The organism is Actinomadura rugatobispora, from assembly GCF_042656285.1.
Classification (GTDB): domain Bacteria; phylum Actinomycetota; class Actinomycetes; order Streptosporangiales; family Streptosporangiaceae; genus Spirillospora; species Spirillospora rugatobispora.
Genome location: NZ_JBHSON010000010.1, coordinates 139426 through 162079, shown reverse-complemented (window position 1 = coordinate 162079; position 22654 = coordinate 139426). Strand labels below are relative to the sequence as shown.

Below are 22654 nucleotides of genomic sequence, written 5' to 3'. Positions count from 1 at the left end.
CGCGGGCGCGGAGATCATCCACATGGCCGAGAACGGCCTGTGCGCCGATGGCGAGCAGGAGCGGCTGCTGGCCGAGGGCGCCACCGAGATCGGCGGGCGGCTGCCGGTCAACACCGACGGCGGTCTCATCGCCAACGGCGAACCCATCGGCGCCTCCGGCCTGCGCCAGGTCCACGAACTGGTACTCCAACTCCGAGGCCAGGCCGGAGAACGCCAAGTCCCGGGCCAGCCCCGGGTCGGCTACGCCCAGCTCTACGGAGCACCCGGCACCGCCGGAGTCTCCATCCTCTCCGTTTGACGCGGGCGGGTCCTTCTCCCGGACGAACGCCTTGACACCCGGCGAACAGTAACTCAATATCGATGTCGACATTGAAGTTCTGGATGGAGGTGCCTTGGACGGTCCGATGAGCTATGGCCGACGGGTCGCCGCGCTGGCCGGCGAGCGCCCCGACGAGATCGCGCTGCGGCTGTGCCTGCTCGACGGCGAGGAGGTGACGTTCACCTGGGAGGAGCTGCACCGCAGGTCGGGCCAGCTGGCCGGCGCGCTCGCGGCCCGGGGGCTGGGGACCGGCGACCGGCTCTGCCTCGCGCTGCGCAACACCCCCGAGTTCGTCCTCGGCGCGCTCGCCGCGTGGAAGCTCGGCGCGGTGCCGGTGCCGATGCGCTGGGATCTGCCGGACTGGGAGCTGGCGAGGGTGCGGGAGGTGATCGACGCGAAGGTGCACCTCGATCCGTCCGACATCGCCTGGATCCGGGCCACGGCCGGCGATCCGGTGCCCGACCTCCCGGACGCGGTGTCGCCGCAGGTCTTCGGCATCTGCAGCAGCGGCTCGACCGGCACCCCCAAGGTGATCATGACCGAGCGGCCCGCGCTCTTCGACGAGCGGCGCGTGGTGCCGTTCGCCGCGCTGTGGCAGCCGATCCCGCGTCCCGAGACGATCCTGGTGCCCGCGCCGATGTACCACACCAACGGCTTCTCCACCCTGAACAACCTGCTCGGCGGCGAGCGGCTGGTGGTCATGGAGAAGTTCGACGCGGCCCGCGTGGTGGACCTCATCGAGCGGCACCGGGTGTCGACCTTCACCGCGACGCCCACCATGCTGCAGCGCATCGCCGACCTGCCCGGTATCGAGGGGCGCGACCTGTCCAGCCTGCAGTGGATCCTGCAGGGCGCGGCGCCCATGCCGCCGTCGCTGGTGCGGCGCTGGGCCGGGCTGATCGGGCCGGAGCGGATCTTCATGGCCTACGGCATGACCGAGGGCTTCGGCCTGACCGCGCTGCGCGGCGACGAGTGGCTGACGCACGAGGGCAGCGTCGGCCGCGGCTTCCAGGGCACCGAACTGCGGATCCTGGACGCGGAGGGCCGGGACCTGCCCGCGGGGGAGATCGGCACCGTGTACCTGCGGTCGGCGATCGGCGGGGGCTACAGCTACCGCGGAAAGGCGAAGCGGGCCGCCGCCACCGAGGACGGGTTCCACACCGCGGGCGACGTCGGCTACCTCGACGAGGAGGGCTACCTCTACCTCAAGGACCGCGCCGTCGACATGATCATCACCGGTGGCGCCAACGTGTTCCCGGCCGAGGTGGAGGCCGCGCTCATCGACCACCCCGGGATCGCCGACGTGGTCGTCATCGGGCTGCGCGACCCCGAGTGGGGGCGGCGGGTGCACGCCGTCGTCGAACCCGCCGACCACGGTGCCCCGCCGGACGCCGCCGAGGTCATCGCCTACGCCAAGGGCCGGCTGGCGGCCTACAAGGTGCCCAAGACCGTCGAGTTCGTCGACGCCGTCCCGCGCAGCGCCGCGACCAAGGTCAGCCGCACCGCCATGGTCAAGGCGCGCGGCGGCTGAGCGGCCCGCGCTGAGATCGCCGGGACCCCTCCCGGCGGCGGTCTGGGAGCCTGACGTCCGGTCGGGGCGGCAGCGCGAGGAGGACCAGGGTGGGCAGGAGCCGGCGGCTGTTCGGGCGCAGGCGTGGCCCTGAGCGTGATCCGGTCACCGATCCGCGTGAGGGGCCGCGGGTGAACCCGGCGGAGTCCGCCGTCCTGCCGGAGCAGACGTGGGCCTGGCTGGGGCTGCCGCCGCATCGCAACGTCCGCGGGTGTCACTACGTCCGCGTCGTGGACGGGGCTCCCGAGGTCGTCGCCGAGGACGTGCGAGGTGACGACCTCGCCGAGGCGGCGCGGGCAGGGCGGCTCTCCACGGCCGGCGAGATCATCGACATGGCCGTCCAACTGGCGTGGGGGCTGCAGGCCGTCCACGAGGCGGGCGTGGTGCACGGCGACGTGGGGACGGCCGGCGTGCTGCTCACCGCCGACGGCGTCGCGAAGCTCACCGGCTTGGGATCGGCACGGCGGACGGCGTCGCCCGCGGACGACGGCATGGCCGGGGACGTCCGCTCGTGGGCGGCCACCGTCCTGGAACTGTTCGCGGGAGATGACGCCGACCAGCGCCCGGCGGCCCCCAAGGGGGTCGCGGCCCTGCTCGGCGACTGCCTGGCCGCCGACCCGGCCGAGCGGCCGACCGCTCAGGAATGCGCGGACCGGCTCATCACGGCCTACGACCAGGCCGTGTCCCTGCTCCTCGGCGGCCGGCGAGAGGAGGCCGAGTCCTGCTGGGAGCGGGCTCTGCGCGACGACCCGCGGCACCCGGACGCGACGTTCAACCTGGGCCTGCTGCACTGGCGCGACGCACTCATCACCGACGACGAACTGGTACGGCGGCTGGAGGCGGCGGAGCAGGCCGGCGGAGACCTCGCTCGGCTGCTGGAGTCGGTGCACCTGGAGCGCGGCGGCGCCGGCGAACCGTCGTCGACCGCCCGGTGCGAGTCCGGCTGGATCTGCACGGTGGCGGTCACACCGGACGGCCGGCGCGTCGTGTGGGGCGCCGAGGACGGCGGGCTGCGCTCATGGAGCCCGGGTGACCGCCGGGCGACGACGCTCACCGGCCACTCCGAGGAGATCTGGTCGGTGGCCGTGACCCCCGACGGCCGCTACGCCCTCTCCGGAGGGTCCGACCGCACCGTGCGCCGGTGGGACCTGACCACCGGCCGGTGCCTGAACGTCCTGAGCGAGCACACCGGGCGCGTGCGCGGCGTCGCGCTCTCCCCGGACGGCATGCGCGCGATCACGGGCGCCGAGGACGGCCGGGTCCTGAGCTGGGACCTGCGCCGCGGCGCGCTCCTGGGCACCGTCGCCGAGGAGGACGTCGCCGTCCTCTCGGTGGCGATGACGCCGGACGGCCGGTACGCCATGGTCTCCGGGAACAAGGGGATGCTGCGCCGCTGGGACCTGCGCACCGGCCGGTGCCTGGGCACCCTCGCCGGTCACACCGGCACCGTCCTCTCGGTGGCCGTGACCCCCGACGGCCGGTACGCGCTGTCGGGGGGCGACGACGGCGACGTGCGGTGGTGGGACCTGGAGACCGGCGACTGCCTGCGCACGCTCACCGCGCACACCGACCCGGTCTTCTCGGTCGCCGTGACGCCCGACGCCCGCCTCGCGGTGACGGGGAGCCCGGACCGCACGGTGCGGTGCTGGGACCTGGCCACCGGCCGCTGCCTGCGCACCCTCACCGGCCGGAAAGGGGCGCCCTTCCGCTGGGTGACGGCCTCCGCCGACGGGCGGTTCGCCCTCGCCGGGGACCACGCGGGCACCCTCTGGTGGTGGGAACTCGCCACCGGCCGCCTCCTGCGCACGCTGACCGGCCACGACGGCCCGGTCAACCAGATCATCGTGCTGCGGGACGCCCGGCAGGCCCTCTCCGCGGGCGAGGACGGCACCGTACGCCGCTGGGACCTGGACGCCGGCCGGTGCGTGCGCACCTACACCGGCCATGACGACGCCGCGTACTCGATCGCCCTCGCCGCCGACGAGAGCGTGTTCCTGTCCTGCGGGGGCGACGGCACCGTGCGGTCCTGGGACCTGGCCACGGGCCGCGGCCTCCGCGTCCTCACCTACGGCCACCGCGTGATCGACGTGATCACTCCGACGATCCTCGCGGTCGCCGTCAGCGCGGACGGCCGCACCGCCGTCGCCGGGGACAAGGACGGCGACCTGACCTGGTGGGACCTGGCCACCGGGCGCTGCCTGCGCACGTTCTCCGCCTCCGGCGGCGCGATCAACGCGGTGACCATGGCCCCCGACGGCCGGACCGCCGTCTCCGGCGGCTTCGACAAGACCGTGCGCTGGTGGGACCTCGCGACCGGCGGTGCCGCGCCCTGGAGCTACAGCCGTCCGCGTTTCACGCTCGACCTGGGGGGCGCAGGCGGAGGAGTTCCGGAACCGCGTGGACGCCGCCCGCGCACTCCTCGACCGCGGCGACCCCCGGGGCGCCGCCGGGGAACTGCGGCGGGCGCGGGCCGTCCCCGGCTTCGGGCACGACCCGGCGCTGGCGGAGCTGTGGCGGCGGGCCGGCCACGGCGGTCGGCGCACCGCCGTCCTCGGCAGCCGGCAGACCCGTCGCCTGGAGTCGCCCAGCCACCTCGCGAAGGCGGTGGCGATCACGTCCGACGCTCGGCACGCCCTGTCGGCGAGCGGTGCGGCGCTGCGCTGGTGGGACCTGGCCACCGGCCGGTGCCTGCGCGTCCTGACCGGGCACGACGGTTTCGTCTTCGGCGTCGCGGTGACGCCCGACGGCCGGCGCGCCGTCTCCGTGGGCGACGACACGGTGCGCTGGTGGGACCTGGGCGAGGGCCGGTGCCGGGCGGCCCTGCCCCTGGGCACCGGGTCGCCGACGTTCTCGGTCGCCCTGGCGCCCGACGGTCGCCGCGCCCTGTCCGCGGGCGTGGACGGCGTCCTGCGCTGGTGGGACCTGGCCCGCGGCCGCCGCCTCCACGCCCTGACCGGCCACGACGGGCTCATCAACTCCGTGGCCGTCACCGCCGACGGCCGGCGCGCCCTCTCCGGCGGCGCCGACGGGACGGTGCGCTGGTGGGACCTGGCGGCCGGGCGGTGCCTGCGCACCTTCACCGACCACGGTGAAGCGGTGAGCGCGGTCGCGGTGACGCCCGACGGGCGCCACGCCGTGTCCGGCGGCACCGGCGGTGCCGTATGCGCGTGGAACCTCGCCGCCGGCACCTGCGGGCGCCTCCCCGTCCACCACACCGCCCAGATCAACTCCGTCGCGATCAGCGCCGACGGCCGCCACGCCCTGTCCGGCGGAGAGGACACCACGCTGCGCTGGTGGGACCTGGAGGAGGGCCGCTGCCTCCACCAGGTCAAGACCGCCTACGTGGCCTCGGCCGCGATGACCCCGGACGCCCACCACGCGGTCTCCGGAATGGCGGACGGCTCCCTCCTGCTCTGGGAGATCGCCTGGGACTACGCGTTCTAGTTCCGCATCTGCGACTCAGCTCGGGCACGGTACTGGCAGATGCATGCCATATGCGGCTTGGAGTGTCGTTTCTGCAAGGATAAGGTAAGGGTCGTCGCGGCGCCCCCGCGTGATCGCCGAGGCCGTGACCCGTACCCCTGAGGAGCCGCCGTGCAGTTCAAGCACCTGACCACCCGTCTGACCTCCGGGCTGACCGCCGGGGTCGCCGGTCTGGCCCTGCTCGCGACGGCCGTCACCGGCTGCGGCGACACCGGCGACGACGCCTCCGGGGGATCGGCCGGAAGCGGAAAGACGGTGACGGTGTTCGCGGCCGCGTCGCTGACCGAGTCGTTCACCGCGCTCGGCAAGACCTTCGAGGGCTCGCACCCGGGGGTGAAGGTCCGCTTCAACTTCGGCGGCAGCTCCACCCTGGCCCAGCAGATCACCCAGGGCGCCCCGGTGGACGTGTTCGCCGCCGCCAGCCCCGCCACCATGAAAACGGTCACCGACGCGCGCCTGGCCGAGGGGCAGCCGCAGACCTTCGTCCGCAACCGGCTGCAGATCGCCACCCCCGCCGACAACCCCGGCAAGATCGCCGGCATCAAGGACCTGGCCGGGTCCGATGTCAAGGTGGTGCTGTGCGCCCAGCAGGTCCCGTGCGGCGCGGCCGCCCAGAAGGCCCTCGGCGCCGCCGGTGTGAAGGTCGAGCCGGTGTCGCTGGAACAGGACGTCAAGGGCGCCCTGAACAAGGTCACCCTCGGTGAGGCCGATGCCGCCCTGGTGTACCGCAGCGACGTCAAGGCCGCCGGCGCCAAGGTGCACGGCATCGACTTCCCCGAGGCCGCCCAGGCCATCAACGACTACCCCATCGCCACCCTGGCCAAGGCGCCCCAGCCCGCCCTGGCCAAGGAGTTCCTCCAGCTGGTGGTCTCGGCACAGGGCAGGACCGTACTGACGGCGGCCGGTTTCGAGAGCCCCTGAACCCTGCGAGCGGTCAGTACACGTCGCGGACGTAGCGTTTGTCGGAGGCGAGCTGCTTGAGGTACGCGGTGGCGGCGTCCGGGGCGAGACCGCCGTGGGTGGCGGCGATGTCGCGCAGCGCCTGGTCGACGTCCTTGGCCATGCGGGACGCGTCGCCGCAGACGTAGAGGCGGGCGCCGTCCTGCAGCCAGGACCACAGGCGGTGCCCGTGCTCGCGCATGCGGTCCTGGACGTAGGTCCGGGTGCGCTGGTCGCGGGAGAACGCGGTGTCGAGCCGGGTGAGGTGGCCGTCGTCGTGGAGGCCGGTCAGCTCGTCCTGGTAGTAGAAGTCCGTGGCGCGGTGCTGCTCACCGAAGAAGAGCCAGTTGGGGGCGCGGTGACCGCGGGCGCGCCGTTCGTGGAGGAAGCCGATGAACGGTGCGACCCCGGTTCCCGGGCCGATCATCACCATCGGGGTGTCGGGGTCGGACGGCGGCCGGAAGTGCGGTGCGGTCTGGACGAAGACCGGTACCGGCGTGTCGGGGGCGGTGTCGGCGAGGAAGGCCGAGCAGACCCCCTTGCGGGTGCGGCCGTGGAGGTTGTCGTACCGGACGACGGAGACCGTCAGCGCGATCTCGTGCGGCTCGGCGAGAGGGCTGGAGGAGATCGAGTAGAGGCGGGGCTGCAGGCGCTTGAGGACGTCCCCCCACTCCTGCGCGGTGGCGCGGACGGGGTGCTCGGCGATGACGTCGACGGCCTGGCGGCCCCAGGACCACTGGGTGAGCTGGCCCTTGTTGCCCGGACGCAGCAGCTTCCTCAGGGCGCGGTCGCCGGTGCGTTCGGCGACGAAGCGCAGCAGGTCCGGGGTGATCCTGGTGATGTCCAGATGCCGGTGCAGCGCCTCATCGAACGGGACGGGGCCGACGCCGTCCAGCTCGATGACGGTGCCGGCGTCGACGCCGGTGGCGGCCAGCCATTCGGCCACCAGGTCGGAGCAGTTGACCGGGCGCACGCCGAGCGCGTCGCCGGCCTGGTAGGCGAGCGGGGCGTCGCCGTCACGGGTGTCGAAGACGAACCGCCGGACCTCCTTGGCCGACCCCGGGCGGCTGAGCAGCCGGTTGCCGGTGAGGCGGGCGGCGGCGGGGACGGGTTTGGCGCGGCGGGCGGGGGCGGCCGGAGCGGCGGGCGGAGCCGGAGCGGCACCGGCGGCCGGTGGGCGATCCTCCAGGGCGGTGAGGACCTGGTCGAGCCACGCCTGGGCTGAGGCGTCGTAGTCGGGTTCGCAGTCGGTGCGCGGGGCCAGCCGCACGGCCCCCAGCTCCTGCAAGCGCCGGTCCAGGCGGCGGCCGTGGCCGCAGAAGTCGTCGTAGGAGGAGTCGCCGAAGGCCAGGACGGCGTACCGCACGCCCTCCATGCGTGGGAGGTCGTCCGCGGCCAGCGCGTCCCAGAAGCCCGAGCCGTTGTCGGGCGCGTCGCCGTCGCCGAAGGTGCTGGTGATCAGGAGCAGCTCGCCGCCGGGGAGCGAGCGCGGGTCGGTGTCGTCCATGCAGCGGAGCGCGACCCGGTGCCCGGCCGCGGTGAGACGTTCGGCGGTGGCGGCCGCGAACTCCTCGGCGTTGCCCGTCTGCGACGCCCAGAGCACGGCCATCTCGCGACCCGTGCCCCCGGCCTCCGCCGCGGGCACGGGGGCCGGGACGCGGGAGTACAGGCCGGCCAGGACGCCGTTCACCCACAGCGCGCTGTCCTGCCCGAACGGCGCCGTGGGCGGCAGGACGGGGACGCCCGGCGCCCCGGCGTCCAGCCCCGCGAGGAACCCGGAGAGGTAGCGGCGTTCGGGCTCGGTCAGGACGGGCGGTGCCAGGTCCTGCAGCCCGAAGACGGCCGCGGCCGGGGGAGGGGCGTCGCCGCCCACAGCTCCGGCGCCGCCCTGGATGGACGGCGGCATCGCCGCCCGCGTGGCGACCCTGGTCAGCGAGACCGCGCACACCTTGAGCTCGGGCTGGAACGACAGCGGGTCGACCGCGTCGCTGGTCACGGCGTTGACGCTCAGGTACTCGCCGAACAGATCGTTCCAGTGGAACGGCGCAAAGCAGCATCCGGGCCGCACCCGGTCGGTCACCACGGCGGGCAGCACGGCCCTGCCGCGCCGGGAGGCGACCTCGACCGTGTCGCCCTCGCCGATGCCCAGTTCCCGCGCGTCCTGAGGATGGATCTCGATGAAGGGCGCGGGGTCGAGCTTGTTGAGCTTGGCGACCTTGCCGGTCTTGGTGAGGGTGTGCCACTGGTGCTGCAGCCGGCCGGTGTTCAGGACGAACGGGAAGGCGTCGTCGGGCATCTCGGCGGCGGGGATGTGCGGGCGGGCGAAGAACACCGCGCGGCCGCTCGCGGTCGGGAACACCGGCCCGCCGCCGTCCCGGTCCAGGTACCGGATCGGGTTGCGGTCGGGGCCGTCCGGGTCCGGGGCGGGCCACTGGACGGGGGTGTCGCGCAGCCGCCCGTAGGTCACGCCGCGCAGGTCGTAGCCGGTCGCGGGGTTCCAGGCGCCCTTGATCTCCTCGAAGATCTCCTCGGCACCGGAGTAGGAGAAGGCGTGTGCGTAGCCCATCGCGCACGCGATCCGGGCGATGATCTGCCAGTCCGGCAGCGCCTCCCCGGGCGGGTCGGCGGCCCGCGGGGCCAGGGTGAGGTTCCGCTCGCTGTTGATCAGGACGCCCTCGGCCTCGGTCCACAGGGCGCCGGGCAGGACCACGTCGGCGTAGGCGTTGGTCTCGGTGTCGGCGAAGACGTCCTGGGTCACCACGAACTCGGCCGCCTCCAGCCCGTCGATGACGGTCCTGCGGTTGGCGACCGAGGCGACGGGATTGGTGCAGATGATCCAGCAGGCCTTGATGTCGCCGTCGGCCATGCGCCGGAACATGTCGACGGTGCCCTTGCCGGAGCCGTCCGCGCGGATGGTGCCCGGCGCCAGGTCCCACAGCCGCTCGGCGAAGGCGCGGTCCTCCTCCACCAGCACCGAGCGCTGCCCGGGCAGGCCGGGCCCCATGTAGCCCATCTCCCGGCCGCCCATGGCGTTGGGCTGGCCGGTCAGGGAGAACGGGCCGCTGCCCGGGCGGCAGATGGCGCCGGTGGCCAGGTGCAGGTTGATCAGGGCGTTGGTGTTCCAGGTGCCGTGGGTGCTCTGGTTGAGCCCCATGGTCCAGCAGCTCGTCCACTCGGCGGCGGTGCCGATCCACTCGGCGGCCGTGCGGAGGTCGTCCTCGGGGACTCCGGTGATCTCGGCGACCGTGGCGGGCGGGTAGCCGGCCAGGAACTCCGGCATCGCCTCCCAGCCCTCGGTGCGGTCGGCGACGAACGCCTCGTCGATGTGCCCGCCCTCGACCAGCAGGTGCAGCAGCCCGTTGAGCAGCGCCAGGTCCGTGCCGGGCTTGACCTGCAGGAACAGGTCGGCCTTGGCGGCGGTCGCGGTGCGCCGCGGATCGACGACGATCAGCTTGGCGCCCGCCTTCACCCGCTCCATCATGCGCAGGAACAGGATCGGATGGCAGTCGGCCATGTTGGAGCCGATGACCAGGAACGCGTCGGCCCTGTCGAAGTCCTGGTAGGAGCCGGGCGGGCCGTCGGCGCCCAGCGACAGCTTGTATCCGGTGCCCGCGCTGGCCATGCACAGCCGCGAGTTGGACTCGATCTGGTTGGTGCCGATGAACCCCTTGGCGAGCTTGTTGGCCAGGTACTGCGCCTCCAGGCTCATCTGCCCCGACACGTACAGGGCCACCGCGTCCGGGCCGTGCTCGTCGATGACGGCGCGCAGCCGGGCGGCCGTCGCGCCGATCGCCGCGTCCACCCCCGCCGGTACGGGTTCGGCGCCGCGCGCGTCCCGTACCAGCGCGGAGGTGAGCCTGCCGGGCGCGGCCAGCATGTCCGCCGTCGTCGCGCCCTTGGTGCACAGCCGCCCGGAGTTGGCCGGGTGCGCCTTGTCGCCGGTCGCCTTGACGACCTTCCGGCGGCCGTCCGGCCCCGTGGTGACGTCCAGGACGATTCCGCAGCCCACACCGCAGTAAGAACAGACCGTTCGCACCTGCGTCGCGGCCTGCGAATCCAGCGCGGTCAACGATCAGCCCCCTCATCGGATCGGGACAGCGCGCTGAACGTATGAAACGCCCGTTAACCCCATGTCACGCCAAGGACTCACACACGGTTACATCTGTCACACAACCGGCGCACCGGCGCTGTGAGGCGTTCACGGGGCGACGCCGAGGGGGCCCGGTCGTCAGTCGGTGACGCGGCTCTTGCTGGTGTACAGCAGGTCCTGGTACTCGGGGTGCCTGGCGATCCAGGCGGTGTAGAACGGGCACACCGCGAGCACCGGCACGCCCTGGACGCGGGCGGCGTCGAGGGAGGACCGGACCAGCGCCGATCCGATGCCGCGCCCCTCGTAGGCCGGGTCGACCTCCGTGTGCACGAAGGCGATCAGTTCGTCGGTGCGGATGTACTGGGAGAACCCGGCCAGGTCCCCGCTCACCCGCGCCTCGTAGCGGTTCGCGTCGGGGTTGTCGATGGTCTCCACGTCGGCGGTCGTGGTCGTGTCGCTCATGGCTCCAGCCTCATCGGTCGTTGATCATTCTGCGTGTCGGCCCTCAGCGCGACGGGTTGCCGCGGGGGCTGAGGGTGGCGTTGGGCAGGGCCGGCGCGGGGAGGCGGTCCCCGTCGTAGCCCTCGACGGCGCCGAAACGGCCGGAGGCGTTCTGCCACGCCTCCCGCGCCTCGACGATGTCCTCGTGGCTCCGGCCGATGAAGTTCCACCACATGACGATCCGCTCGTTGAACGGCGGTCCGCCGAGCAGGAGCATGCGGGCGGCGGTGTCCGCTTCGTTCGCCAGCGTCAGCGTGCCGGCGCCCGCGCCGAGGTAGCCGAGCTCGGCGGGCCGCAGGAGGGTTCCGGCCGCGCGGACGTCCCCAGCGTCGACGAGCACGCCGTGCTCGAAGCCGGGGTCCACCGCCAGGGTGACCGCCGCCCGCGGCTCGAGGGTGATCTCGGCGCCGAGCAGCGGCGTGAAGGTCCGCACCGGGGAGGCCGCGCCCGCCAGCGAGCCGAGGAACACCCTGGCCTCGCCGCCGTCCAGCCGGACCGGGTCCGGGACGTGGTGCTGGAAGTCGCGGCCGGTGTGCCGGTGCTCCTCGGGCAGTGCCACCCAGAGCTGGACACCGTGCAGGATCGTGGCGCGGGCGGTGGAGACCTCGGAGTGGCTGATGCCGTGGCCGCCCGTCATCAGGTTCAGCTCGCCGGGCCGTACGAGCGTGTGGTTGCCCATGCTGTCGCGGTGCTCGATCTCCCCGCCGAACAGCCAGCTCACCGTCTGCAGGCCGGTGTGGGGATGCGGCGCGACGTCCATGCCGCCGCCGGCGGAGACGTCGTCGGGGCCGTAGTGGTCGGCGAAGCACCAGGCGCCGATCAGCGTGCGGGCCCGCTGCGGCAGCGTGCGCCGCACCCTCATCGCCCGGGGGCCGCCCAGCGGGACGTCCCGCGCGGTGAGGACCTCGACCCGCGCCGCGTCCGCGCCGCCCGGGGTAATTTCTCTTTCAACTACCACGTCACGATGATAGGTCGCCCGGTGCACCGGTCGGTGCGGAGCCGGACGGGCGCGTCAGGCGCCGGATCGGGCGAACTTCATGAACCAGTGCCCGCGGAGGTTGTCCGACCGTGTGAAGAACGGGTGGTCCGGATCGGTCATCTGGCGGAACAGGAACTCCGTCGCCGTGCACTCGAAACGGCTGCCGTCGCCGAGGCTGTCCACGGCGTAGACGGGCCAGCGGTCGGGATCGGGCCCTTCGGTGATCCAGAAGAACGTCTCCTGGTGCTCGTTGCTCGACCAGGGGATCACTCCCGACGGGGCGGGGAAGGGCGGATGCTCGTCTCCCGGGGCGAGGTCGTCTCCGGCGTGGACCTCGGCATGCCAGATCAGCTCATCGGGGGTGAAGACCTGGAAGAACGCGTCGAACAGGCCGTCGCAGCCGAACGTCTCGACGATCCGCCTGTAGTCGCCCGGCAGCGGCGCGCCCAGGCGGGACTCGACCGCCGCCCAGTCGGGCGCGGGCACGGGTGACGCCGTCCCGGCGGTGATCGCGACCAGCCGTTCTACCCAGGACATCTCCGCGGGCAGCTCCTCCGGGCGAGGGATGTCCCGCTCCGCGACAGCTATGAACGGCCGGCCGTCCGGGCCCCGCCCCAGCGTGACCGCCCGGTCGTCCCACACCCAGGCGTGCGTCCGGCCGGCCTGCTCCGCGAAGCGCAGGGACGGCGATGCGGCGTGGGTGAACGGGCCGGCGTACCGCTTGGTGAGCGTCTCGATCAGGCCGTCCACGTCCGCGCCGCCGGAGATCGGCAGGCAGGTGTGCCCGTCCGGATGCCCGGGCTCGTCGCACGTCAGGTCACCGGCACCCACGCCCATCAGGCGGGCCACGGCCGCCGCCAGTTGCTCACCGTCCATGGGGGCAGTCAAGCGCATGCCCCTGACAAGCGGTCAGGGCCCGGCGAGGTTGCGCTCGCGGAACGCGGCGGCCTTGGCGCGGTTCCCGCATTCGCGCATGTCGCACCAGCGGCGCGAGCGGCGCCGTGAGTGGTCCACGTACAGGCGGGTGCAGCGCGGGTCCTGGCATTCCTTGATGGCGGAGGCGAGGGGCTCGGTGAGCAGGTGGACGGCGGCGCGGGCGACCTCGGCGAGCGCGGCGGCCATGTCACCGGTGCGCGCCACGCCGCCCTCGGCCGTGAGGCGGACGGTGACGGGGGGCCGCGCGGCCGCGTCGTTGATGGCGTCGCGGTCGGCGGCGGCGGGATGCTCGCCGCGCAGAACCGCGGTGGCGGCGCGGTAGATCGCCTCCCGCAGCGCGACCGCGGCGGCCAGGTCGGCCGCGCCGGCGTGCGGGGGAGCGTCGAGCAGCCCGGCGGCCACCGTCCAGCGCGCCGCCTCGGCGGGCCCGGTCAGCAGTTCGCACCGCTCGTGGCGGCGGTACCGGACGGTGCCGGCCAGGTCGAGGGCCGCGTCGCCGCTGACGAAGGTGAACTCCACCATTCCAGGATAACCGTATTGACAGGTTACCCAGAGTCGTGACCAGATGGGATAACCACATCGACCGGTTACTTGGAGGGCTCATGGCGATCGGCCTGCGCCGGGGGAGCCGCACGTCCCCGCCGCCCGCGGGGACGGCGGGCCGCGGCGGCCGGGCCGTCCGAGCGGTGACGCCCACGGCGTTCGTGGTGCTCTGGAGCAGCGCGTTCATCGCCGGGGTGATCGGGGTGGACGCGGCGCCGCCGTTGCTGCTGACCTTCGCGCGGTTCGCGCTGGCGGGCGTGCTGCTGGCCGCGTACGCGGTGGCGGTGCGCGCGCCCTGGCCGCGCGGACGGCGGCTGGCGCACCTGGCGGTGACGGGCCTCCTGATCCAGGCGGTCCAGTTCGGCGCCCTCTACACCGCGCTGGGCATGGGCCTGCCCGCCGCCGTGGTGGCGTTGGTGCAGGGGCTGAACCCGGTGTTGATCGCGCTGCTGGCCGGGCCGCTGCTGGGGGAGCGGATCGGCGCCCGCCGATGGGCGGGGTTCGCGCTCGGCGCGGCGGGCGTGGTGCTGGCGGTCGCCGACCGGATCGCCGTCCCGGCGGCCGCCGCGGCGGGCACCGCCGCCGTGCTGTGCGTGGCCGGGGTGCTGGGGCTCAGCCTGGGCACCCTCTACCAGAAGCGGTTCGCCGCCGACATGGACGTGCGGACCGGAACCGCGGTGCAGTTCCTCGTCGCCGCTCCCGTCCTGGGCCTGGCGTCGCTGGCCTGGGAGACCCCACGGGTCGGCGACTGGACGGCCTTCGGCGGGGCGCTGGCCTGGATCGTGCTGGTCAACTCGATCGGGACCTTCCTGCTGCTGAACACCATGCTGAAGCGCGCGTCGGCCAGCCGGGTCGCCACGTTGTTCTTCCTGACGCCCTCGGTGACGGCGCTGCTGGCGTTCGCGCTGGTCGGCCAGGCCCTCGACGGCCTGGCGATCGCGGGCCTGGTCCTGGGCGGCGCGGGGGTGCTGCTGGCGGGTCAGTCACCGCCGCCGCAGGAGGAGTCGCAGGAGGAACCGCAGGAGTAGCCCCCGCACCCGCCGTTCTCGTTGCGGGAGGAGTCCGAGCGGTTCCCGGAGGAGCCCCCTCCGAAGAAGCCGCCGCTCGTACTGGACGACGTGCCGCCGGAGAACAGGGACGCGAGCCCGGTGAGGACGAAGCCGATGAGGAAGAGGACGCCGACGAACCCGGCGATGGACCCGAAGACGACGAGCAGGAAGAGCAGGGGGCCGGGCACGCTATCTCCCCTCGGACGCGGGCGGAAGATCGTTCACATCAGCATGCGACGCCCGCGCCGCGGCGCCGGTTCGGAACGCCGCCGTGAACTTCTCCGCCCCACCGGGCGACGGCCGAGCAGCGCGACTCGGGCATGCCGCCCTCTTCAAGGATTCCCAGGGAATCTTCGTCCGGGATCTCGATCGATTCACCGGGGTGCTTCGCCACCGGCTTCCGGGCGCCTCCGTCGACGAATGCACCGCGAATATCGGGCCGAAGAAATAGCGGCTCCGGGCGGCCGCCGGACGGCGGCCACCCGGATATCGACCTTTCACTCCCAGCCCCGGATGATGTTTCAGTGGGAGTGCGCGGCCGATCGAGTCGTGGTCATCGGGGAGTGCGCAGGTTCTCGGAGCCCTGCGCGAACATGGCGCGGAAGGTGATCGGCCCCACCGTGCCGTCGACCCCGATTTCCTTGCGGCTCTGGAAATTCCAGACGGCGGTCTTGGTCCTGTTCCCGTAGACGCCGTCGACCGGGATGGCGTCGCCCAGGATGTTCAGCGAGTGCTGCAGTCCCTTGACCAGGTGGGAACGGGTGTCGCCCGGCCGTGCGACGCCGTGGTCGGCGCGGAGCGTGACCCAGGTCTCGGCGTTGAGCCCGCCGGTCGCCTCGAGGTCGCGGGCGGCCTGGTACTTCTTGACGGCGGTGACCAGGGCGTCATCGAAGACGTCGGAGCCGGCGGCCCTGGGGTCGCAGTTCCTGAAGTAGCCGAACTGGGCCAGGAAGCAGCGCGCGGCCGCCACCCGGTAGTCCCGGTCGCCCTTCTTGAGCGCCTTCCACGGCTGGGCCTCGATGGCCGCCACGATCCGCCTGTCGGTCCCCGGTCCGTCGGCATTGGCGGAAACGGCGCCGACGCCGGCGACGAGCGCGGCAATGGCGGCGGCCAGGCCCGCCACCATCAGCCGCAGCGTGATTCTCATGCGATCTCCTCTCGGGACGTGTTCGACCCTTCTCTACGTGGGACGCCCGATTGTCAGGTCAAGTTTTCGCCCTATCGCGAGAAAGTTCGTCCACCGCCCTGGAGATCAAATGATAAGGCCCGTGACGCGCGCCTCACTTCGCCGGTTTACAGTCGCCAGAGATCTTTTATGTATTTTGAAGAAAGGAACTCGGCCGCCGGCGGCGGGGCGCCGGCGCGTGAAGAACGCCCCCGGCGGGGCCGCCGGGGGCGTGCGAGTCGTGGGGAGAGGTCAGGTGTCCCGGCGCAGGTCCTCGTCGAATTCCAGGTCGAAGGACCGCATCAGCCAGGCGAGGGTCTCGTAGGCGCCGACCGTGAAGATGACGTCCATCAGCTGCTGCTCGTCGAGGCCGCCGGACAGCGTGGCCCAGGTCGGATCCGCGATCGCGCCGTCGCGGATCAGTTCGTCCGTCGCGCGGAGCAGGGCCGCGTCGAGCGGGTCCCAGTACGGCGCGTCCGCGCCCCAGGCGACGCGGCCGATCTCATCGTCGGTGAGGCCGGCGTCGTGCGCCATGAAAACGTGCTGGGCCCACTCGTAGGAGCAGGAGCGCAGCGTCGCGACCCGCAGGACGAGGAGCTCGCGCTGCCGCTCGGTGAGCGTGGTCGCCATCAGGATGTGGCCGTTGAAGGTGAAGAAGGCACGCGCCAGGGCCGGATGGTGCGCGAAGGTCCCCAGCGTGTTGAGGGCCTTGGGACGGCCTTCGGACGTCGGCTGCGAGTGCCGGGGCGCCGGCGGCACCATCGCGGCCAGCGCCTCGCGCATCTCCGGCGGCCACTTCTTGATGGGGAGCGGTTCAACGCGTGCCATGTCGGGTCGTCCTTCCAAGGTTGATGGTCTGAACGGTGCGGCGGTGATGGCCGGCCTGTCAGGCGACGGCCTCTTCGCCGACGAGGGTCGTGCGGCGCATGAGCCGCGGGGAGGTCGGCTGGTACGGCAGCGCGCGATGCAGCATTCCGGTGTTGTCCCAGATCACGAGGTCGCCGGGGGTCCAGTGGTGCCGCAGCGTGAACCGCGGCTGGGTCGACCATTCCAGCAGACGGTCGAGCAGCGCGCGGCTCTCGGCCTGCGGCATGCCCACGACGTGGTCGGTGGTGGCGCCGACCAGGAGGGATTTGCGGCCGTTGCGGCGCGTCCACACCAGGGGATGCTCGCCGGAGGGCACCCGCCGCCAGGCGGCGAGCTGCTTCTCCGAGGGCGTGGGGTGCACCAGCGTCTGGGCGGCGGCGAAGCTGTGCACCACGCGCAGCCCCTCCAGTTCCTCCTTCTCCCTCTCCGGCAGCGCCTCGTAGGCCGCGTAGGTGTTGGCGAACTCGGTGTCGCCGCCTTCGTCGGACACCTGGCGGGCCACCAGGAGGGTGGCCTTCTGCGGGATCTCGTCGTTGGCGCCGTCGATGTGCCAGTAGAAGGTGCCCGCGCGGTAGGCGGCCAGTTCGCTCTTGGCGGGGTCCAGGCTGATCGTCGAGATCTCCGGGTGGTCGGTGTCGCCGCCCATCGGGGCCACGACCACCTCGCCCAGGAGCCTGCTCAGGGCGACGAGGTCGCCGTCCTCCAGGTGCGCCTCGCGGCAGATCACCACCCCGTGGGCGTCCAGCGCGGCGCGGAGCCTCTCGGCGTTGCCGGGTTCGAGCAGCAGGCGTCCCGTGGGACCGGTGGCCTCGCCGCCGATCTCCGGGCTGACGGGGGTGAAGGCGATGGACATGATCTCTCCTCCGGACGAGTGAGGTGGACCGCCCCGCGGACCGGCCGGCGCGCTCAGGGTGATGGATCGGGCACGCTCGTTCCCACCCTGTCTAGGCACCCGCCTAAATATCCTTGGGCATATGCCTAACAGCCGGGGGCGGCGCAGGTCAAGGGTGGATAGAGTGGCCGGGTGGTTCCCACCGCCCGCACCCCCGGCCTCCCGCACGCGACGGCGCCATGAGCGATCCCCGTCCCGGCAGGGACTCCAAGACCCGCGCAGTCTTGATCGAGGCGGCGACGCAACTGCTGCTGGAGGAGGGGTACGCCGCGGTCACCACGCGGAAGGTCGCCGCGAAGGCGGGCGTCAACCAGGCCCTGGTCTACTACTACTTCCGCACGATGGACGAGCTGTTCCTGGCCGTCTTCCGCCGCGGGGCCGACGCGACCGTCCGGCGGCTGGAGCGCGCCGCGGAGGCCGACCAGCCGTTGCGCGCCCTGTGGGAGGTCAGCAGCGAGCCCCGCGACAGCGCGCTGACCATCGAGTTCCTCGCGCTGGCCCACCACCGGCAGGTCGTCCACGCCGAACTCGTCGCCTACACGCGCAGGTACCGGCGGATACAGAAGGAGATACTCGAGCACGCCGTGAAGAGCCGGGCCACCGACGGCGGCGGCCCGACCCCGTCCGCGCTGGCCGTTCTGACCGTCGCGCTGTCCCGCGGGCTGGCCATGGACGGCATGCTCGGGATCACCGACGGCCACGACGAGATCCTCTCCCTCGTCGAGGAGCAGCTGGCGCGCTTCGAGCCCCTGGACGACGACCCCCGGCCGTGACCCCTCCCATGAGGGGCCGTGCCCGCGCGCTCGGCTGTTCCTGCTGGACCGCCCGGCAACGTTCAGCCGGGATCGCCGGGCGGGCCCGCCAGTGTGGCCAGGCGCTCGCGGTACTCGGCGGTGTCGATCTCGCCGCGGGCGTAGCGCTCGGCCAGGATGCCGCGGCCGCGCTCCACGCCGTCGTCCGGGCGGCCGACGGCGGGAGGGGCGGTGCGGGGCGGGCGCTCCGTGGCCCTGATGACCAGCACGACGGCGACGGTCACCGCGGCCACGGTGAGGAGCAGGAGGAGCAGGCCCCAGCCCATCATCCAGCCCGCCCAGGCCCCGTTTCCCATGTGTCCCCAGCCGTCGCGGGGGTCGGCGAACGCGGGGAACGAGCAGATGTTCATCGCGCACCTCCTGCCTTCCCCTCCACCCTTCTCCCGCGCGCGGCCCCGGCGGAGGGCCGAAGGTCCTCATGGTCATGGACCGACGCCCTCTGATACCGGACGTCACCGGGCAGAAGACTGCAGGTGACCGATCCGCAGGGGCAGGAGAACAGCATGAACATGAGCAATGGCGTCGTGGTCGGCTACGACGGGTCCGAGGCCGGTGTCCGGGCGCTGGACTGGGCGGCCGCGGAGGCGAGCGCCCGCGGGGTGCCGCTGACCGTGGTCCATGTCTGGGGGCTCTACATCGGCGGGGCGATCGCGATGCCCGCGCTGGACCTGCGCGCGGCGGCCCAGGAGACCCTGGACGCGGGGGCCGGGCGCGTCCGTGAGATCGCCCCCGATCTCAAGGTGAACCTCCTGCTGGAGCGGGGGGCGGTGGCGGCCAGGCTCATCGAGGCGGGCGCCGACGCCGATCTCGTCGTGGTGGGCTCGCGCGGCCTGGGCGGCTTCACCGGGCTGATGCTGGGCTCGGTCGGCGCCCAGCTGGCCGCGCACGCCCCGTGCCCGGTGGTGGTGGTGCGCGGCGAGCCCGAACCCGCCCCCGAACAGGAGCCCGGCACGGTGGTGGTCGGCGTCGACGGCTCCCCGGCCTCCCGCGCCGCCCTGGCGCTGGCGTTCACCGAGGCCGAGGCGCACGGCGCCCGGCTGACCGCCGTGATCGCCTGGGACTCCGCGCGCCCGGACGACCTGCCGCCGCTGGTGGACGCCGACGGCCTGCGCGAGGCGGCCCGGACGCGGCTGGAGCAGCTCCTGATCTTCTGGCGGGAGAGCCACCCGCGCGTCGAGGCCACGGCGAAGGTCGTGTCCGGGCCGCCTCGGGAGGCCCTGATGACCGCCTCGGTCGGCGCCCGGCTGCTGGTGGTGGGGTCGCGCGGGCTGGGCGGCGTCCGCGGCCTGCTGCTCGGGTCGGTCAGCTACGCGCTGCTCCACCACGCGGAATGCCCGGTGGCGGTCGTCCGCGTCCCCGGAGAGACCGTCGGCGCCTGACCCTCACCAGGGCCGCCCCGAGGCCCATTCGGGACGAAAGTCCCTGGTCCGGTCCTTCGGGGCGTCGCAGCATCGAGCCTGGAGGCCGGGGGTGGCGGCGCCGGACCAGGAGGGGGATTCACCATGGGGAGGTATGTGCTCGTCGGTTACGACGGGTCCCAGGAGAGCGACTACGCCCTGGCGTGGGCGGTGGAGGAGGCGCGGCTGCGGGAGCTTCCGCTGGAGGTCGTGCACGCCTGGCGCTGGCCGTACCCGATCGACTACATCGACTACGAGGGCACCGCGACCCTCAAGCGGGTGGGCCAGCACGTCCTGAACCACGGTGCGGAGTTGGCGCAGCGGGCCGAGCCCACGGTCGCGGTCCGCCGGCACCTGATGAACGGGCCCGCCCACGTCGCGCTGAAGCACCAGTGCCGTGACGCCGAACTGGCCGTCGTGGGTGCGCGCGGACGGGGTGAGCTGCCGGTGGGGTCGACCGCGTTGCGGCTGCCCGCCCGTTCCACCTGTCCGGTCGTGGTGGTGCGGAACGCGGCGGCACGGAGTGGGCTGGTCGTCGCGGGTGTCGATGGGTCGCCCGGGGGCGAGGCGGCGCTGGCCTTCGCCTTCCGGCAGGCGGCGCTGCGCGGGTGGTCGCTGCTCGCCGTCCACGGCTGCTGGGAGCCCAGCGCGGTGCCCGAAGCCGATCTCGCGCTGTTCTCCGAGCAGGAGAAGCTGCTGCAGATGTGCCAGACCCGGCTGGATCACGCCGTCGAGCCCTGGCGGATCCGGTATCCGGAGGTCGAGGCGGCCACGTCGGTGCCGATGCTCCCGCCGCGCGAGGCGCTGTTCGAGGCGGCCGAAGACGCCGCTCTCGCCGTGGTCGGCAACCGCGGGACGGGCGGGTTCGATCCGCTGCTGCTCGGCGCCACCAGCGGGACCTTGCTGCAGCACGCGCCGTGCGCGGTCGCGATCGTGCAGCCGGAGGCCCGGCCATGATCGATGAGATGACCCTTGCCCACGAGCCGTTCTTCTCCGGGACGCCCCGGCGGGCGCTGGCGCGGATCGCGAGCACCGCCCGGCCGGCCGCCTTCCCGGACGGGCACCGGCTGTTCGACGAGGGCGGCGCGGCCGACCGGTTCTGGATCCTGCAGGAGGGGGCGGTGGTGATCGACCTCCAGGTGCCCGGCCGCGGCGCGGTCGTGATCGAGACGCTGGGGCCGGGCGACGTGCTGGGCTGGTCCTGGCTGCACGCCCCGTACCGGTGGCGGTTCGGGGCGTGCGCGCGCACACCGGTGCGCGCGATCGAGTTCGACGCGCCCCTGCTGCGCGCGCTGTGCGCCGTCGACCCGGCGATGGCCTACGAGCTGTCGCGGCGCTTCACCGAGATCATCGTCGACCGGCTGCAGGCCACCCGGATGCGCCTGCCCGACCTGTACGCCCACCCCGCCGAGCAGCGATAGGCCACGCGCAGGCGGTCAGCCGCCCTGCACGAACGTCGCCGACACCCGCCCCAGCGGGTGGATGTCGGCCTCGATGAGGTCCCCGTCCCGCACCGGGACCATGGGCCCGAGCGCGCCGGACAGCACGATGTCGCCGCGGCGGAGCGGAGCGCCGATGTCGAGCGCGGTCCGGGCGAGCCATTCCAGGGCGTTGAGGGGGTCGCCGAGGCACGCGCGGCCCGACCCGTCGCTCGCCTGCCCGCCGTTGCGGAACATCCGCATCGACACCTCGGCGGGCGTGAAGCGCTCGACCGGCACTTCGCGGTCGCCGAGGACGAACACGCCGCTGGAGGCGTTGTCGGCCACCGTGTCGGTGATCCCGATCCGCCAGTCCTCGATCCGGCTGTCGACGACCTCGATGGCCGCGACCGCCGTCCCGGCGGCCGACCGGACGACGGCCGGGTCGGGATCGAGGATGTCGGCGGCGAGGACGAAGGCGATCTCCGCCTCGGCCCTGGGCTGCAGCAGCCGGTCGAGCGGCACCGTGCCGCCGGAGGGGTGGCGCATGTCGTCGAAGAGCACCCCGAAGTCCGGGCGGTCGACCCCGACCTGGCGCTGGACGGCCTCCGACGTCAGGCCGATCTTCTTCCCGATGATCCGGGCGCCGCGCGCGACCCGCCGGTCCGTGAGCGCCGACTGCACCGCGTACGCCGCGTCGATGTCCGACGGGCCGATGAGGTCGGCGACCGGGGCGCAGGCCGCGCGGTCGATCGCCGCGCGGTCGAGGCGGTCGGCCGCGGCGGCGATGGCCTCGGGGGCGACGCCGCCGCTCACGCGGCACCCTCCGGCGCCAGGAACTCCCGGACCGTCCGGTCGAACTCCGCACGCTGCTCCCACTGCGGCCAGTGCCCGGCGCCGTCGATGAGCCGGAACTCGCCCTTCGGGATGCGGCCGGCCATCTCGGCCCCCGCGTCCGGGGGGCCGGACGGGTCGTGGCTGGTCCAGATCACCAGCGTCCGCGCCTCGATCCTCGACAGGATCTCGGGGGTGAGCATGTTGCGGCGCCGCACCTCCGGGTCCTGCAGGCACAGGATGTGCCGCATCGACCGCGCGAAACCCGGCTGGGCGTAGATCGCCCGGCGGACGGCGACGAGCTCGTCGGTGACCGACGCGGGATCGGCCATCAGCCATTCCAGCCGGGCGCGGATGCGCTCCGGGCTGGGATCGTCGGCCGCGCCCTGGCTGAGCGTCCTGATGCGGTCCATGACCTCGGGGGTCGCCATCGAGCCGCCGGGCGTGTTCAGGACCATCCGGTCGACCCGTTCGGGATGGGCCGCGGCGAACCCCGCCGCGACCCATCCGCCGAGCGACTCGCCGCTCAGATGCACGCGGCCGAGCCCGAGCTCGTCGAGCAGCCCGAGCAGGTGCTCCTGGTAGTCGGCGATCTCGAGGTCGCGGGTGGCCGGCGTCGTGCGCCCGTGACCGGGGAAGTCGTAGGCGATCACCCGGAACCGTTCGGCGAGCGCCGGGACGTTCCGCACGAACGCCTCCAGGTGGCCGCCGGTCCCGTGCATGATGACGAGCGGCGTGCCCGCGCCCGCCTCCAGCACGCGCGTCGACCAGTCGCCGACCCGCACCCTGCGGACCGTGAACGGGGTGGAGCCCAGATCGGTCCAGAGCGTCATCCGCTGTCCCTTCTTCCGGTGCGCCGG

21 protein-coding genes and 2 pseudogenes are annotated in these 22654 nt (G+C 73.3%); 11 read left to right on the top strand and 12 right to left on the bottom strand.

Going from position 1 to position 22654, the window contains the following annotated elements; genetic code table 11:
• The 6 genes and pseudogenes from ACFPZN_RS09695 to modA all read left to right on the top strand — a co-directional run.
• A partial coding sequence (locus tag ACFPZN_RS09695; protein WP_417281727.1) for a thiolase C-terminal domain-containing protein occupies nucleotides 1-298 on the top strand: 298 nt, incomplete at its 5' end.
• A 106-nt stretch (nucleotides 299-404) separates the two neighbouring features.
• Nucleotides 405-1850, top strand: a complete 1446-nt coding sequence (locus tag ACFPZN_RS09690) for a class I adenylate-forming enzyme family protein (protein WP_378281497.1) — start codon at nucleotides 405-407, stop codon at nucleotides 1848-1850.
• A gap of 89 nt (nucleotides 1851-1939) precedes the next feature.
• Nucleotides 1940-4183, top strand: a pseudogene (locus tag ACFPZN_RS09685) (protein kinase); the annotation flags it as partial.
• 25 nt (nucleotides 4184-4208) lie between these two features.
• Nucleotides 4209-4883 (top strand): annotated as a pseudogene (locus ACFPZN_RS09680) (WD40 repeat domain-containing protein); the annotation flags it as partial.
• 102 nt (nucleotides 4884-4985) lie between these two features.
• A complete protein-coding gene (locus ACFPZN_RS09675) occupies nucleotides 4986-5333 on the top strand; it encodes a WD40 repeat domain-containing protein (RefSeq protein WP_378281500.1) in 348 nt (115 codons plus the stop codon).
• Nucleotides 5334-5483: 150 nt separating this feature from the next.
• On the top strand, nucleotides 5484-6293 hold the full coding sequence (modA, locus tag ACFPZN_RS09670) for a molybdate ABC transporter substrate-binding protein (RefSeq protein ID WP_378281496.1): 810 nt from the start codon (nucleotides 5484-5486) through the stop codon (nucleotides 6291-6293).
• Nucleotides 6294-6306: 13 nt separating this feature from the next.
• Here the strand turns inward: modA and ACFPZN_RS09665 are convergent, their stop codons facing one another.
• From ACFPZN_RS09665 to ACFPZN_RS09645, 5 genes are all read right to left on the bottom strand, one after another.
• Complete coding sequence (locus tag ACFPZN_RS09665; RefSeq protein ID WP_378281495.1) at nucleotides 6307-10380, bottom strand: molybdopterin-dependent oxidoreductase; 4074 nt, start codon at nucleotides 10378-10380, stop codon at nucleotides 6307-6309.
• A 159-nt stretch (nucleotides 10381-10539) separates the two neighbouring features.
• Nucleotides 10540-10863 (bottom strand): GNAT family N-acetyltransferase, encoded by a 324-nt coding sequence (locus tag ACFPZN_RS09660; RefSeq protein WP_378281494.1) that lies wholly within the window; start codon nucleotides 10861-10863, stop codon nucleotides 10540-10542.
• A 43-nt stretch (nucleotides 10864-10906) separates the two neighbouring features.
• The gene (locus ACFPZN_RS09655) at nucleotides 10907-11860 is read right to left on the bottom strand and encodes a pirin family protein (RefSeq protein ID WP_378281493.1); all 954 of its coding nucleotides are present in this window, start codon (nucleotides 11858-11860) and stop codon (nucleotides 10907-10909) included.
• Nucleotides 11861-11914: 54 nt separating this feature from the next.
• Entirely contained in the window at nucleotides 11915-12757 is an 843-nt protein-coding gene (locus ACFPZN_RS09650; RefSeq protein WP_378281492.1) for an SMI1/KNR4 family protein, read from the bottom strand.
• A gap of 33 nt (nucleotides 12758-12790) precedes the next feature.
• Nucleotides 12791-13336, bottom strand: a complete 546-nt coding sequence (locus ACFPZN_RS09645) for a CGNR zinc finger domain-containing protein (protein ID WP_378281491.1) — start codon at nucleotides 13334-13336, stop codon at nucleotides 12791-12793.
• An 83-nt stretch (nucleotides 13337-13419) separates the two neighbouring features.
• On the opposite strand from ACFPZN_RS09645, the gene ACFPZN_RS09640 reads away from it, so the two are divergent.
• Nucleotides 13420-14388, top strand: coding sequence for a DMT family transporter (locus ACFPZN_RS09640; RefSeq protein WP_378281490.1), 969 nt, complete (start codon nucleotides 13420-13422; stop codon nucleotides 14386-14388).
• Here ACFPZN_RS09640 and ACFPZN_RS09635 read toward each other — a convergent pair.
• The 4 genes from ACFPZN_RS09635 to ACFPZN_RS09620 all read right to left on the bottom strand — a co-directional run bounded on the left by ACFPZN_RS09635 (nucleotide 14340) and on the right by ACFPZN_RS09620 (nucleotide 17294).
• Nucleotides 14340-14597, bottom strand: coding sequence for a hypothetical protein (locus ACFPZN_RS09635; protein WP_378281489.1), 258 nt, complete (start codon nucleotides 14595-14597; stop codon nucleotides 14340-14342). The genes ACFPZN_RS09640 and ACFPZN_RS09635 overlap by 49 nt on opposite strands.
• A 365-nt stretch (nucleotides 14598-14962) precedes the next feature.
• Nucleotides 14963-15556, bottom strand: coding sequence for a peptidoglycan-binding domain-containing protein (locus ACFPZN_RS09630; protein WP_378281488.1), 594 nt, complete (start codon nucleotides 15554-15556; stop codon nucleotides 14963-14965).
• 270 nt (nucleotides 15557-15826) lie between these two features.
• Nucleotides 15827-16402, bottom strand: a complete 576-nt coding sequence (locus ACFPZN_RS09625) for a carboxymuconolactone decarboxylase family protein (RefSeq protein ID WP_378281487.1) — start codon at nucleotides 16400-16402, stop codon at nucleotides 15827-15829.
• 58 nt (nucleotides 16403-16460) lie between these two features.
• Complete coding sequence (locus tag ACFPZN_RS09620; RefSeq protein ID WP_378281486.1) at nucleotides 16461-17294, bottom strand: TauD/TfdA dioxygenase family protein; 834 nt, start codon at nucleotides 17292-17294, stop codon at nucleotides 16461-16463.
• Nucleotides 17295-17512: 218 nt separating this feature from the next.
• Here ACFPZN_RS09620 and ACFPZN_RS09615 point away from each other — a divergent pair, with 218 nt between their 5' ends.
• Nucleotides 17513-18106, top strand: a complete 594-nt coding sequence (locus ACFPZN_RS09615) for a TetR/AcrR family transcriptional regulator (protein ID WP_378281485.1) — start codon at nucleotides 17513-17515, stop codon at nucleotides 18104-18106.
• Nucleotides 18107-18168: 62 nt separating this feature from the next.
• Here ACFPZN_RS09615 and ACFPZN_RS09610 read toward each other — a convergent pair whose 3' ends face one another.
• Nucleotides 18169-18495: an SHOCT domain-containing protein gene (locus ACFPZN_RS09610; protein WP_378281484.1), complete on the bottom strand. Its 327-nt coding sequence runs from the start codon at nucleotides 18493-18495 to the stop codon at nucleotides 18169-18171.
• 153 nt (nucleotides 18496-18648) lie between these two features.
• Here ACFPZN_RS09610 and ACFPZN_RS09605 point away from each other — a divergent pair, with 153 nt between their 5' ends.
• The 3 genes from ACFPZN_RS09605 (at nucleotide 18649) to ACFPZN_RS09595 (ending at nucleotide 20963) form a co-directional block, all read left to right on the top strand.
• Nucleotides 18649-19524 (top strand): universal stress protein, encoded by an 876-nt coding sequence (locus ACFPZN_RS09605; protein WP_378281483.1) that lies wholly within the window; start codon nucleotides 18649-18651, stop codon nucleotides 19522-19524.
• 123 nt (nucleotides 19525-19647) lie between these two features.
• Nucleotides 19648-20499 (top strand): universal stress protein, encoded by an 852-nt coding sequence (locus ACFPZN_RS09600; RefSeq protein WP_378281482.1) that lies wholly within the window; start codon nucleotides 19648-19650, stop codon nucleotides 20497-20499.
• Nucleotides 20500-20507: 8 nt separating this feature from the next.
• On the top strand, nucleotides 20508-20963 hold the full coding sequence (locus tag ACFPZN_RS09595; protein ID WP_378281481.1) for a Crp/Fnr family transcriptional regulator: 456 nt from the start codon (nucleotides 20508-20510) through the stop codon (nucleotides 20961-20963).
• A gap of 15 nt (nucleotides 20964-20978) precedes the next feature.
• Here ACFPZN_RS09595 and ACFPZN_RS09590 read toward each other — a convergent pair whose 3' ends face one another.
• Nucleotides 20979-21776, bottom strand: coding sequence for a 2-keto-4-pentenoate hydratase (locus ACFPZN_RS09590; RefSeq protein ID WP_378281480.1), 798 nt, complete (start codon nucleotides 21774-21776; stop codon nucleotides 20979-20981).
• Nucleotides 21773-22627 (bottom strand): alpha/beta fold hydrolase, encoded by an 855-nt coding sequence (locus tag ACFPZN_RS09585; protein ID WP_378281479.1) that lies wholly within the window; start codon nucleotides 22625-22627, stop codon nucleotides 21773-21775. The genes ACFPZN_RS09590 and ACFPZN_RS09585 overlap by 4 nt, the downstream gene beginning before the upstream one ends.
• Nucleotides 22628-22654: the final 27 nt, after the last annotated feature.